Origin of the sequence: Streptomyces flavofungini (assembly GCF_030388665.1) — a bacterium.
In the GTDB taxonomy this organism is placed as follows: domain Bacteria; phylum Actinomycetota; class Actinomycetes; order Streptomycetales; family Streptomycetaceae; genus Streptomyces; species Streptomyces flavofungini_A.
In genome coordinates this window covers 887,412-900,342 of record NZ_CP128846.1, presented here as the reverse complement: position 1 = coordinate 900,342, position 12,931 = coordinate 887,412, and the positions used below count along the sequence as shown (strand labels likewise).

Sequence of the window (12,931 nt, the reverse complement as noted above, 5' to 3'; positions counted from 1 at the left end):
GGCGGCGGCCTCACGCGGCGTGGCCGGTCCCGGTGGGTGCCACGGTGTCGCGGGGCAGCACCTCGGCGGGGGAACGCCGGGGCGTCCGCACCTGCCAGTTGATCCGGCCGAGCCTCAGGACCATCTGTGGGTGCTGTCCCGAAGGGGCCAGGGTGCGCACCAGAGCTCGCAGGTCCGCGAACTCCAGGGGCTGGGTGTGGAATCCGGCGGCGAACTCGTGGCCCGCGGCGCACAGCAGGACGCGCTGCAGGGCCTGACCCGCGCGCAACCAGTCCTGACGGGTGTCGCGCGGGGTGGTGAGCACGACCATGAGGCCGGTGCGCGCGGGCCATGTCTCGCGCGGCCGGGCCGTGGCCCGGCGCCGGGTGAGGCCGGTGAAGTCGCGTCCGGCCAGGGCGACGCAGTCCGGATGGAACGCGCAGGCCTCCGCGGGCACCCCGTCGCCACGGTCGTTCCCGAAGGGACGGGACCAGCGCAGCAACTCCTCGCGGAAGCCGGGGACGCGACGCTCCCGGGCCTCGGCCTCGTGGACGAGCCGGCTGAGGCGCCCGCGCGCCGTCGCGTCCTCCAAAGCGACCAACTGGACGCCCTCGGCCCGTGCGTGCCGCGCCAGGGCCTCCACCAACGAGGCGGGTACGCGGGCAGCCGAGAAGGGCCCGCGGTGCGTGTGCCGACGCCGCAGAGCCTGGTGCATCAGTTCCACCTCGGGCGTCACCTTGGCGTACGCTCCCCACCCCACGCGTGCCAGCAGCCAGGACGTTCCCACCTCAGGGAAGAGGCGGACCACCGGCCTGAAGCCCAGGTGCCGGATGGCGAGCCGCAGGTTGAACAGAGCCGCGCCGCAGCTGATCGTGAGTTGCCGCCCGTGGGGGTCGCAGAACGGCAGCCGGCGCCGGTAGTCGGCGTACATCAGCAGCGCGCTGTCGGCGTACGCGAACAGCCAGGGCTGGGAGTTGTGCAGCGAAGGCGCCATGACGGCCGCGCGCACCAAGTGGTGGGCCGCACGGACATGGGGCGAAGGACTCCGCTCGGCGGTCATGGCCTGCCACCCCCTTCTCCAGGCCTGGGTCAGGGTGGACCACATCGTCTGAGCAGGTGGTTTCAGCGTGACGGGAGCCTTCGGAGCGGATCAGGGGCCGAGTGTCCTCGGACGCGGCCCGAGCGGCCCGCCCGGTGCGGGGGGCGGAGCACGATGATGGAGGAAGAGACGAGGGGACGCACTGGGCACCGTCCCCGGGGACGGCGGGTTCGGCGGGCCTTGTCGGGGCTCGCCGTGGGGATTCTCACCGAAGTCTGGGACAAGGCCCGGACCGGGCCCGGCAGCAGTCGATGTCCGGCCGGCCGGAGAGCGGACAGCCATGAAAGAGACCATGAGGCTCGGCCGGATCGCCGGTGTACGCGTCGGACTGCACTGGAGCGTGCTGTTCATCGTCGTCCTCGTCGTGCTCTCGCTCGCCCGGGGACGTTTCCCGCACTCTCACCCGGGCGAACCGACGTGGGTGTACTGGGCGCTCGGCGTCATCACGGCTGTGGTGTTTCTCGTCTCCCTGCTGGCCCACGAGATGGCCCACGCGGTCGCCGCGCGCCGCAACGGCGTGGCCGTCGACGGTGTCACGCTGTGGATGCTCGGTGGGGTCGCGCGACTGCGCGGTGAGGCGAAGGACCCGGGCACGGAGTTCCGCGTCGCCGGAGTGGGCCCCTTGACGAGCGCGCTCGCCGCGGTGTTCTTCGCCGGTGTCGCGGCGTGGATGGAGGTGCTGTCCGCGCCGGGCCTCGCGGTGGAGTGCGTCGGCTGGCTCGCCATGATCAACCTCGTGCTCGCGGTGTTCAACGCGCTGCCCGCGGCGCCGCTGGACGGCGGACGGGTGCTGCGGGCCTATCTGTGGCACCGCTGGGGTGACCCGGTACGGGCCGCCCGCGGTGCCGCCGCCACCGGCCAGTTCCTCGGCTGGTTCATGCTCCTCACGGGCTTTGCCTCCGTGCTGATGACAGGGGCGCTCGGGGGACTGTGGGCGGCACTCGTCGGGTGGTTCCTGATCGCCGTCGCCACCACGGAGGCGCGCGCGGCGGAGTTGCGAGGCGTGCTGGGGGACATGGCGGTACGTCAGGTGATGACACCGGACCCGGTCACGGTGGTGGACACGGCCACCGTCGCGGGCTTCCTGGGCACCATGCCGTTCCAGCGTCACCGGCACACGGCGTTCCCCGTGGTGACGGTGGACGGGGCCGTGGTCGGTCTGGTGTCGGTCCGACGGATCAACCGCACACCCCTGCCGGACCGCTCGGACACGGTGCTGCGGAACGTCATGCGCCCGCTCGCCGAAGTCTCCACGGCGCGCCCCGACGACCTGGTGGTGGACCTGATGCCGCGCCTTCGGACCGCTCCGGAGCGGCGTGCCCTCGTGCTGGACGGCGGACGCCTCGTGGGGATCGTGGCGATGTCGGACGTCGACCGTGCGCTGTCCTGGCTCGACGCCGGGAAACGCACCAGGCACTGAGCGGCGAGCGCGCGCTCCTCTGGGGCCCCATCGGACCCGGCGCGGGCCGCCCGGCCCGTGGTGGATCGCGTACCCGCGCGCTGGGCTGGAAGCAGCGATGAACCCAACATGGCCGACGCAACCGACAAGAAGCTTCCGGACCGCGACCGCCCGGCTGATCGGGAGTCGCGGGACGCGCAGGTGAAGGAGGCGCAGCAATGAACAACCAAGCCACCGTGCCCGCTCCAGGAGAGCCGCACCATTCGCCACCACCGCCGACGCCCACAGCACAGCACGTCGACGTCACCCACATCTCCGGGCAGGCCTACGGGGTCTTCATCCGCGATCACGAGCTGACCGTCGACCAGCCCTTCGAGGCGGGCGGTGACGACGACGGGCCCACCCCGGTCGAACTGTTCGTCTCCTCCCTCGCCACCTGCGTCGCCTATTACGCCGGCCGGTTCCTTCAGCGCCACCACGTACCGTACGAAAACCTCCGCGTGCGCTGCGAGTTCGAGATGGCCGACGACCGGCCCGCCCGGGTCGCGGCCGTCCGCATGCGGATCGTGCTGCCCGTCCGGCTCACGCCGACCGAGCGCAGGACACTGCTCGCGGTGGTCAACCACTGCACGGTCCACAACACCCTGCGTCAGCCGCCCGACGTCAGCGTCGCCGTGGCCTGAACCCGACGAGGAGACCCCTCATGCGTGGGCTGCCGAACCCATGGGGTTCACCTGGTGAACCCACCGCACTCCGAGGCAAGGTACGCCTCGGGTCCTCCGGACGGGTCGTGGCGGAGAAGGACCTCGTGGCCGACCCCGCACTGCTGCGCCTGCTGGCCGAAGACGCGTGCTGGCAGGCGGCCGTCCTCTCCTGGTGGCTGCGCAAGCCCGACCTCTGGCAGGCTCGCGCGCGGCACGCCTGGAGGCGGGAGGGCCGACAGCTGTGGGTGGAGCGCCGTGCGCTGTGGGCGGCAGCCGACGAGATCGTCGGTGCGGCCGACTGACCGCGGTGGCGCGATGGTGTCTCCGTCAGACCCCCTTGGTCCTCCAGAGGGGACCGGGAGGCCCCTGTCGGCCTCGCCCGGCCCGCGCGACGCTTGAACCGGAACGTCGGGTCGCGGCCAGACCGGGCTCCCACGGGGCCCGCGCCTGTGGCGCCCCTACCTTCGAGCATCGACGGGACCGGAAAACGAAAGGCGGGAAGACCTCATGTACGAGTTCGGGATGCTGGCCCTTCTGGGGCTTGCTGCACTGGTCGTGGGGAACGTGGTGCACCGCTACCTGTCCGCGGCCAGGGAGTTGTGGGCGCTCGCGCTGACAGCTCTGGGCGTGGGGGCGGCCTGGCTCGCCGACTTCAGCCTCTTCGAGGCCTGGGGGCTCGGCGTGCGCACCGACGCCATCGGCATCACGCTCACCGGATTCCTGATCGCGGGAGCGGGCTACTTCTGGCACGAGGTACTCCGCTTCTTCTCCGGCCTCGCGCGGAAGTTCACCGACGAGGCGAAGACCATCGAGAAGACCGAGCAGCTGCGGCGCGTCGCCTGAGCCTCGGCTGTCGCAGGGGGCGGGGGCCGGAGCGACGAGCCCCGGTCGCTCGCCGCCCGGTTCGTACCCGACATCACGAGGGGAGAGTGAGGGCGGCCATGGCGCAGGACGTGGCCAGCGGGGGACTGGTCGTGGGTGTGGACGGTTCGGCTGCCGCGCTCGCCGCGCTGCGCTGGTCGGCGGCGAAGGCCCGGCTGCTGCACACGCACGTCCTGGCCGTTCACGCCTGGCTGCCCTCCGGCTACCTGCGCGCGCCCTACGCGCGCGTCCTCGAGCGGCCCACACCCGATCAGGACCGCGCCCGCGCCGCGGCCACGCTGGAGGAGAACGTGGCCCAGTTGCTCCGCACGCACCCCGACGCCGATGTCGTGTCGCTCCTGCGCGAAGGCCCGGCCGCCGCGGTCCTGCTGAGGCACGCTCAGGACGCGTTGTTCCTCGCTCTCGGCCGCAAGCCGCGGACGGACGTCACCCAGCCGGCGCTCGGCCCGGTCGCCCGCGCCTGCGTCAGGCTCGCGGCATGCCCCGTGGTGACCGTGCCGGAGCCACCGCCGGGTGCCGAGGAGTCCGGGCTGCCGTGGCTGCGGGATGACTGGGCGGGCAGTTTGGAGCGTGCCTGAACCTTCCGGTTCCGCTTGCCACGGTTCCACTTGCCGCGGCGCTTGTTCCGTACAAGCCGCGGCGCTTGTTCCGTACATCCGTACAAGCCGCAGCGCTTGTTCCGTACAAAAGGCCGCATACATCCGCACAAAGGCCGCATGCAAGCGTCCGGCCCGGCGCCTCCTGTCCTGCCTGCCCTGCTGCTTCTGCGGCGGAGGCCCGGGCCCATGAGCGCGTGCCGCACGCGCGTGCCGCACGCGTGCGCCGCACCCGCCCGACGCGCACCGTCACGCGACGCACCGTCACGCGACGCGCACCGTCACGCGTGCGGCACCACGACGACCGGGCAGGTGACGTGGTGCATGGCCGCGTGCGTGACCGGGCCGGTGCGAGCGCCGATCCGTGGCTGGCGCCGCCTGCGGCCCACGACGAGCAGACCCGCACCACCGGCCTCCTTGGGCACCTCGTGAGCGGGGCGCCCCTCGGCCAGCGCCTCATGGACGTAGACCGTGGGGAACTTCTCCCGCCACGGGGCGATGGCCTCGGCCACAGCGTGCTGAACGGCGGTGCGGGCGCGGGCACGCTCGTCCGCGTCCGGCAGCCCGACGGCGTGGGGGTGGTGCCAGGCGTGGATCACGCGCAACGGTGCCCTGCGGTACTCCGCGGCCCTGAAGGCGAACTCCAGCAGTTCGTCACTGGGCCGCGGCAGATCCATGGCCAGGGCCACGTCCCGGTAGGGCGCTGGTGCGCAGGCCGCGCCCGTGCGGTCCGGGAGGCGCTCGTCGGTCTCGGAGCACCCCGCCCGGACGAGCGCCACCGGGCAGGAGGAGTGGGCCACGGTCGCCAGGGCGACAGAGCCGGCGAACAGTCCGCTGACGCCGCCGTAGCCCTGGCTGCCGAGCACCAGCAGCTCCGCGTTCTCCGTCTCGGCCAGAAGCGCCGGCTCCGGCGCCTTCCTGACCTGTTCCGCGGACACGTACAGCCCGGGGTGATGGAAGGTCAGGCGGTCGAGAACGGTGCGCAGCACACGGCGCGCCCAGTACTGCGGGGCGCACAGCTCGCTCGGGGACACGGACTCGGCCGACTCGGGCAGTCCCTCCCACGCGTGGACGACGCGCAGGGGCAGACCACGCCGCATGGCCTCTCTCGCGGCCCAGTGCGCCGCATCGGTGCTCTCCCTCGAACCGTCGACGCCGACAACGACAGGCTTGGGCATGGTGGTCACTTCGTTCACCCGCTCTCGCCGGAGCCCTTGAGGTCATCGGGCGGGGGGGCCGCCGGATCCGACGCACCCACCTCCCTCACTTCCAGCATGCCGCCGGGCCCCGGCCGCCCGAAGGGGCGTTCGGGCCCCGGATCGGACCGCTCGGCCCCTGTGGACGGCGACCTCCGGGGCACGAGGGTGGAGAGCCGCGGGCAAGAAGACCTCACGGCATGGACAGGGGGCGGCCCATGGAGGCATCGGCTGTCGTCGTCGGCGTCGACGGTTCCGTGCGCGGCGACATGGCAGCGGCCTGGGCGGCGCGGGAGGCCGCACGCCGCGGCCTCCTGCTGCGTGTGGTGTACGTGTCGGGCGAACCCGAACCCGAACCCGAACCCGAGCCCGAGGCGGATCCGGGCCGACTGTGGCCCCCGCGGCCTTACTGCCCGGCGACCCGCATCGCGGCGCGGCTCACGGACGAGCATCCCCGACTGCGGGCGGAGGTGGTGGTGCCACGCGGTGCCGCGGTTCCCTCGCTGCTCGCCCATGCCGACAGGGCGGACATGCTCGTGGTGGGGGCCCGGGGCACGGGTGGAAGCGCGGGACTGCCCGTCGGATCGGTGGCACGCGGGGCGGTCGAGCGTGCGAGGTGCCCCGTGGTGCTGGTGCCGATGGCTCCGGTGGACAGTGGCGTCGACCGGCGGCCGGCCAAGGTGACGCTCGGCCTCGGCGGCGGCGAACTTCCCGCGAGTGCTGTGGAGTTCGCCTTCGAGGCCGCGGTCTGTCGCGGGGCGTTTCTGCACGCCGTGCATGCCTGCGCCCCACCCGACGGACCCGCGGGACCTGCGGAATGGGCCGCTCGGGTGGAGGAGGAGCAGCGGGTGCTCTCCTGCCACCTACGTCCGTGGCGGGAGAAGTACTCGCAGGTGCGGGTACTGGAGCACGTCGTCCTGCAGCGGCCCGCCGTGGCGCTGCCGCAGGCCGCGCAGTTCACCGAGTTGACCGTGGTGGGCCATCGCGGTGCGGTGCTCGGGCCGGTCGTCCTCAGCCTGTTGCGGCACTCCAGGAGCCCTGTGGCGGTGGTGCCCGGATGAGGCCGAGCATGAATGCGTCCACTTGTCCTCTCGTGGTGCGGCAGCTCACACGGGACCCTGCGCGTGGGGCGGCTTCCCAGGCCGACAGCGGATGGCCGACCACGGTTTGAGCCTCGTACAGAGGACGAGAGTGTCGGCCCGGCCTCGGGGGAGGGCCGGTCGGCTCCCACCGCGCGGGGCGGGAGGACGGGTCCGGTCGGCACTGTGCGGACAGCGGGGAACGTGCGAGGTTGTTGCGTGGGGGAGGTTCCCTGGCGGGCGCACCGCCGATCTCCCCGCCGGCAGAGAAATGACGCGCCGTGCGCTGGTACGCCCACCACAAGAAGGGCGTCAGTGGCCGGGACCGGCGCGCGACGGTCCCCGTGCTGCCGGAACGCGTGCCAGGGCCGGTTCGAGTCCTCGGCGCAAGCCGGGTCGGCCTCTACGGACCAAGGAGCCGCAGCATCATGTCCACGATGAGTTCCATGCCCCGTCGCGCCGCCCCCGTCGCCGTGCTCGCGAGTGTGGCGATCGTTCTCGGTGGCTGCGGCGGCGACGGTGGCACCAACGACAGCACTTCCGACACCCGCGCGTCCGTGACAGCCCAAGGGCGACAGCACAATCGGGCGGACGTGACGTTCACGCAGCGAATGGTCCCTCATCACCGCCAGGCCATCGAGATGGCCGAGATGGCACGGACCCACACCACCTCCACCGAGATCAAGGCTTTCGCGGCGAAGGTCGAACACGTACGCACCGCTGAACTCGCCACGATGTGCGCTTGGCTGGAGAAATGGGGAGAGGAAATCCCCCGGGGCACGGGCGCCAGGGATGACCCGGCCCGCGGGCACGATCGGGAGGGCCACCACGACGCACGCGGGATGACGCACCAGGAACGGATGCGGCACCTGGACGGCACCCACGACGCGGAGTTCGACAGGTCGTTCCTGACCATGATGACCGACCACCATCAGGGAGCGATCGACCAGGCCCGCGCGGTGAAGTCGACCGGTGCGCACGCCGCGACCAAAGCCCTCGCGGACACCGTCATCAGCACCCGGAGCGCGGAGATCGCCCGCATGAAGGCGATGATGGGCGTCAGCTGACCGCCTCGGATGCGGCGCGGCACCCAGTCCGGCCGTGGTCGCGTGACCCGCGACCACCGGGCGCCCTCGGCGGGCACGGGTTCCGCCGGCCCGGTGGCGTTCCTGGCGGCGGGGCCAGCCTCGTAGACCCACAGCCTCCACAGCACGCTGCCCGACCCGCCTGGACCCGAGCCATGGGGCTGCCCCCTGAGAAGGTGTCGGGCAAGCCTCAGCGCGCCCGGGGTGCCGCGTGCGTGACGATCTCCTCAGCAGCGCTTGACACCAAGCACGTTGAGGAGTGATCGCACATGATCGGCAATGGGAAGCGACGCGCGGCGGCCCTCGCCCTGGCCGCGACGCTGACCCCCACGGCGGCTGCGCAGGCAGCACCGGTGGCGCCCGCGTCGGCCGTCGCGTCGGACCCCGTCCGCGCCCTTGACCGTATCGCCCATCCGCTGCGGTCTGCGGAGCCGGGCACCGGAACGGCCGATCTGCGCGCCCTGGGGGTGATGGTGGGCGACGCCAAGGTGGTCGGCGTGGGTGAGGCCACGCACGGCTCGCACGAATTCTTCGCCCTGAAGGACCGGGTCTTTCGCTACCTCGTCGAGCGGAAGGGATTCACCACGTTCGCCCTGGAGATCAGCTGGTCGGCGGGTCTGCGGATCGACGACTACCTCCAGCGCGGCGACGGTGACCGCACCGCACGGCAGGTCGTGCACGAGGTGATGGCCGGATCTCCCTGGGATCGTGAGGAGTTTGCGACCCTCATCCAGTGGATGCGCGACCACAACCTCCAACACCCCGACCGCCCGGTCCACTTCCTGGGCGACGACATCGGTGCGCCCAGGATCGACGAACCGGTCTTCGACAGCGTCACCGACTACGTCCGGCGGACCCGTCCGGAGTCGATGCCGCGCCTGAACGAGCTTCTCACCGGTCTGCGCCCGCTCGACGACGCCATCGCCTACCTGGAGCGGCCGCTCGCGCAGCGGCAGCAGAACGCAGCCAAGGCCAAGCAAGTGCTTGACCTCGTACGAGGTCAGAGGTCCGCAGGCGGCGAGGACTTCGAGTTCGTTCTGCAGAACGCACGCAACATCGCCCAGACCTACACCTTCCTGAGCGCCGACCTCGGCGACCAGGCATCGTTGACCGCCATGCAGCGCTACCGCGACCAGGTGATGGCCGAGACCACGGCTTGGTGGCAGCGGCGCACCGGCGGCAAGGTCCTGCTGTCGGCCCACAACGACCACGCGGGCTACGCGGCCTCCGATCCCACGCTGTACCCGAAGACCCAGGGCTCGTTCCTCCGCGACACCCTGGGCGTGGACTACCTGGCCATCGGCACCACCTTCGAGCGGGGTTCCTTCCTCTCCAAGGACCAGGCGCTCGGGGGCGAGTGGAAGAAGTTCACCGTCGGCCCGGCCGGTCCCGGCACGAACGAGTGCACGCTCGACCAGGTCCGGTACCGCGACTACTACGCCGACCTGCGCAAGGCCCCTGCCGCCGCCCGCAGCTGGCTGGGCCTTTCGCGCCCGACATACAGCGTCGGCACGCAGTACCCGAACGACAGGACGACCGAGGTCGCCATCGGCGTGGCGTACGACGTCCTGGTCCACCTCCACACCGTCCGGGAGGCGAAGGAGCTGTAGCGCCCCAGCGCGAGCCGATCGGTCCCGCAGGGCGCCGTCACCTGCTGTCGCTCGTGTCCGTTCCGGCGAGTGCCGCCCGCCCGGCCTCAAGGCGGGCTACCGGCACACGGAACGGGGAGCAGGACACATAGTCGAGTCCCGCCGCGTGGAAGAAGCCGACCGACTCCGGGTCGCCGCCGTGCTCGCCACAGACCCCGATCGTCAGCCCGGGCCGGGCCGCCCGGCCCTCCGCGACGGCGATCCGGACCAGTCGGCCCACCCCCTCGTGGTCGATCGTCTCGAACGGGGACACCTTGAAGATGCCCTTGTCGAGGTAGGCGGAGAAGAAGGCGGCCTCGACGTCGTCGCGGGAGAAGCCCCAGGTGGTCTGGGTGAGGTCGTTCGTTCCGAAGGAGAAGAACTCGGCCTCGCGGGCGATGCGCCCCGCGGTGAGGGCGGCCCGGGGCAGCTCGATCATGGTGCCGACCGGGCACGACACCGGGACGCCCGTGGCCGCCGCGACCTCGGCGAGCACCTGGCGCACTTCCTCACGTACGAGGTGGAGTTCCTCGACCGCGTCGATCAGCGGGACCATGATCTCGGCCCGCGGGGCTCCTCCCGCCCGCTTGCGCTCCACCACCGCTTCGGCGACCGCCCGCACCTGCATGGCGACCAGGCCCGGAGCCACCAGGCCCAGCCGTACGCCGCGCAGGCCGAGCATCGGGTTCTCCTCGTGCATGCGGTTCACGGCGTCGAGCAGCTCGGCGTCATGGTCGCTGGTCCGGTCACCGTGTGCCTCGGCGGCGGCGATGCGGACGGCGAGTTCGGTGCGGTCGGGCAGGAACTCGTGCAGCGGCGGATCGAGGAGGCGGATGGTGACCGGCAGGCCGTCCATGGCCTCCAGAATGCCGACGAAGTCCTGTCGCTGCAGGGGAAGCAGGGCTCCCAGCGCCCGTTCCCGCTCCTCGTCCGTACGGGCCAGGATCATCGCTTCCACCAGCCGTCGCCGGTCACCGAGGAACATGTGCTCGGTTCGGCACAGGCCGATGCCCTGCGCACCGAAGCGGCGGGCCCGCGCGGCGTCCTCAGGGGTGTCGGCGTTGGCTCGTACTTCCATGCGCCGGGCACCGTCGGCCCGCTCCATGGCGCGGGCCACGGCGTCCACCAGGCCGGCGGAGCGCTCGCCCGTCTCGAGGTAGCGCATGACCACGGAGTCGACCAACGGCACCGCCCCGGCGTACACGGCACCCGTGGAGCCGTCGACGGAGATGACCGTGCCCTCCTCGACGGTGACGCCACCGGCGGTGAAGCGGCGTTCCCGGGCGTCGACGGTGATCTCCTCGGCGCCGCACACACAGACCTTGCCCATGCCGCGGGCGACGACGGCCGCGTGACTGGTCCTGCCGCCGCGGCTGGTCAGGACGGCCCGGGCGGCGACCATGCCCGGCAGATCGTCGGGGGTGGTCTCCTGCCGGACCAGCACGACCTGCTCCCCGGCGTCGGCGCGGCGCACGGCCTCGGCACAGTCGAAGACCGCCGTCCCGACGGCGGCGCCGGGCGACGCCGCGAGACCGTGCGCGAGCGCCGCACCGACGGCCTCGACGTCGAACCGGGGGAACATCAGCCGGGCCAAGCCCTCTCCGTCGACACGGGCCAGGCCTTCGTCGGGAGTGATCAGCCCCTCGTCGGCCAGCTCGGCGGCGATGACGAACGCCGCCTCGGCGGTCCGCTTGCCGACCCGGGTCTGCAGCATCCACAGCGTGCCGCGCTCGATGGTGAACTCGATGTCGCACAGGTCCCGGTAGTGGGCCTCCAGCGTCGCCAGGTGCCTGCGCAGCAGCGCGTACGACGACGGGTCCAGGCGCTGGAGTTCGGCCAGCGGCACGGTGTTGCGGACGCCCGCGACGACGTCCTCGCCCTGGGCGTTGGAAAGGTAGTCGCCGTACGGTCCGCTGCGACCGGTGGCCGGGTCACGGGTGAAGGCGACGCCGCTGCCGGAGTCGGCACCGAGGTTGCCGAAGACCATGCGCTGGACGTTGATCGCGGTGCCCAGGTCGTCGGCGATGTGCTCGCGACGGCGGTAGAGGCGGGCCCGCTCGCCGTTCCAGGACGCGAAGACGGCACGGATCGAGCGCTGCAACTGCTCGGCGGGGGACTGGGGGAAGTCCTGGCCGGTCTGCTCGCGGATGAGGTTCTTGTACGTCTCGACGAGCCCGGCGAGGTCGGAGGCGTCCAGACCCAGGTCGTCCGGGACGCCCCGGGACTCCTTCAGGCCGGCGACGGCCTCCTCGAACAGGGCGGAGTCGACGCCCATCACCGTACTGCCGAACATCTGGACGAGGCGGCGGTAGGAGTCGAAGGCGAAGCGCTCGCTCCCCGACACCTTGGCCAGACCCCGCACGGAGTCGTCGGTGAGGCCGATGTCCAGGACGGTCTCCATCATGCCGGGCATGGAGAAGCGCGCCCCGGACCGCACGGACAGGAGCAACGGGTCGTCCGCCTGCCCGAGTCGGCGCCCGGCACCCCGCTCCAGGGCGGCCAGGTGCGTGGCGATCTCGTCGGCCAGGCCGTCCGGCTCGGCCCCGGTGGCGAGGTAGGCGCGGCAGGCCTCGGTGGTGACGGTGAATCCGGGGGGCACGGGAAGGCCGAGCCGGGTCATCTCGGCCAGGTTGGCGCCCTTGCCGCCGAGCAGGTCGGCCATGCCTCGGTGGCCCTCGGTGAACGCGTACACGTACGTGGCCATGGCGGTGTGTTTCCTTCCTCCGGGGGACGGGGGAGTGGCCGTTGCGGACGGTCCACGTGGTGCCGCTCCAGCGTTCGACGCGGGCCGAGCGCCGTGCCAGGTGCTGAACGTCCTCGATGACGGTCCGCCAGGCCCACCGGGCGTCCAGGGACCGGCGCGTGAGGGGCGGGGCTCCCCGCGCGGTCATCGGACGTGTCCGGTCGCGTTGCGCCACCTCCGCGGGGCCCATCGGTCCCGCCCCTGGCCTCATCGGCCCTGCCCCCACCAGCTGCGTGGCGACAAGGCTGGACATGACCGCAGAAGTCGCTCCGGAGAGTCCTCCGGGCGGTGACATGGGGAGCAGGCAATGACCGTGACGGAAGACCCCGCTGTGAGCGGGAGGCGGAACGATCGGACGGCGCGGGACGGTGGGGAAGCTCGCCCGAGGCACCTGGAGAAAGACGTGATCACGCCGGCCCGGGCCCTGCGCGCGTTGGCCCAGGGGCTGGGGCACAGCCCGGCGCAGAGCGCGGACCGCGACCCGGCTGCGGCACGCGGTGCCGGCCGGGCCCATGAAGTCCTCCTCTCCCGCGGCCTGTGA

General features: G+C 72.2%; 11 protein-coding genes. 8 read left to right on the top strand and 3 right to left on the bottom strand.

Annotated elements, in window-relative coordinates; all coding sequences use genetic code 11:
• Positions 1–10 precede the first annotated feature (10 nt).
• Positions 11–1,039 (bottom strand): Acg family FMN-binding oxidoreductase, encoded by a 1,029-nt coding sequence (locus QUY26_RS03900; RefSeq protein WP_289943690.1) that lies wholly within the window; start codon positions 1,037–1,039, stop codon positions 11–13.
• A 319-nt stretch (positions 1,040–1,358) separates the two neighbouring features.
• Here QUY26_RS03900 and QUY26_RS03895 point away from each other — a divergent pair, with 319 nt between their 5' ends.
• The 5 genes from QUY26_RS03895 to QUY26_RS03875 all read left to right on the top strand — a co-directional run bounded on the left by QUY26_RS03895 (position 1,359) and on the right by QUY26_RS03875 (position 4,641).
• A complete protein-coding gene (locus tag QUY26_RS03895; protein WP_289943689.1) occupies positions 1,359–2,498 on the top strand; it encodes a site-2 protease family protein in 1,140 nt (379 codons plus the stop codon).
• Positions 2,499–2,695: 197 nt separating this feature from the next.
• Positions 2,696–3,160 carry an OsmC family protein gene (locus QUY26_RS03890; RefSeq protein ID WP_289943688.1) on the top strand — a complete coding sequence of 155 codons (465 nt, stop codon included), beginning with the start codon at positions 2,696–2,698 and terminating at the stop codon, positions 3,158–3,160.
• Positions 3,161–3,267: 107 nt separating this feature from the next.
• Entirely contained in the window at positions 3,268–3,483 is a 216-nt protein-coding gene (locus QUY26_RS03885) for a hypothetical protein (RefSeq protein WP_289943687.1), read from the top strand.
• Between the two features lie 205 nt (positions 3,484–3,688).
• Entirely contained in the window at positions 3,689–4,024 is a 336-nt protein-coding gene (locus tag QUY26_RS03880) for a hypothetical protein (RefSeq protein ID WP_289943686.1), read from the top strand.
• A 98-nt stretch (positions 4,025–4,122) separates the two neighbouring features.
• Positions 4,123–4,641: a universal stress protein gene (locus QUY26_RS03875; RefSeq protein WP_289943685.1), complete on the top strand. Its 519-nt coding sequence runs from the start codon at positions 4,123–4,125 to the stop codon at positions 4,639–4,641.
• A gap of 299 nt (positions 4,642–4,940) precedes the next feature.
• Here QUY26_RS03875 and QUY26_RS03870 read toward each other — a convergent pair whose 3' ends face one another.
• Entirely contained in the window at positions 4,941–5,837 is an 897-nt protein-coding gene (locus tag QUY26_RS03870; protein ID WP_289943684.1) for a universal stress protein, read from the bottom strand.
• A gap of 236 nt (positions 5,838–6,073) precedes the next feature.
• Here QUY26_RS03870 and QUY26_RS03865 point away from each other — a divergent pair, with 236 nt between their 5' ends.
• From QUY26_RS03865 to QUY26_RS03855, 3 genes are all read left to right on the top strand, one after another.
• Positions 6,074–6,916 (top strand): universal stress protein, encoded by an 843-nt coding sequence (locus QUY26_RS03865; RefSeq protein ID WP_289943683.1) that lies wholly within the window; start codon positions 6,074–6,076, stop codon positions 6,914–6,916.
• Between the two features lie 446 nt (positions 6,917–7,362).
• Positions 7,363–8,001, top strand: a complete 639-nt coding sequence (locus QUY26_RS03860; protein WP_289943682.1) for a DUF305 domain-containing protein — start codon at positions 7,363–7,365, stop codon at positions 7,999–8,001.
• A gap of 287 nt (positions 8,002–8,288) precedes the next feature.
• Positions 8,289–9,629, top strand: a complete 1,341-nt coding sequence (locus QUY26_RS03855) for an erythromycin esterase family protein (protein WP_289943681.1) — start codon at positions 8,289–8,291, stop codon at positions 9,627–9,629.
• Between the two features lie 37 nt (positions 9,630–9,666).
• Here the strand turns inward: QUY26_RS03855 and ppdK are convergent, their stop codons facing one another.
• Entirely contained in the window at positions 9,667–12,351 is a 2,685-nt protein-coding gene (ppdK, locus tag QUY26_RS03850) for a pyruvate, phosphate dikinase (protein WP_289943680.1), read from the bottom strand.
• Between the last annotated feature and the right edge of the window lie 580 nt (positions 12,352–12,931).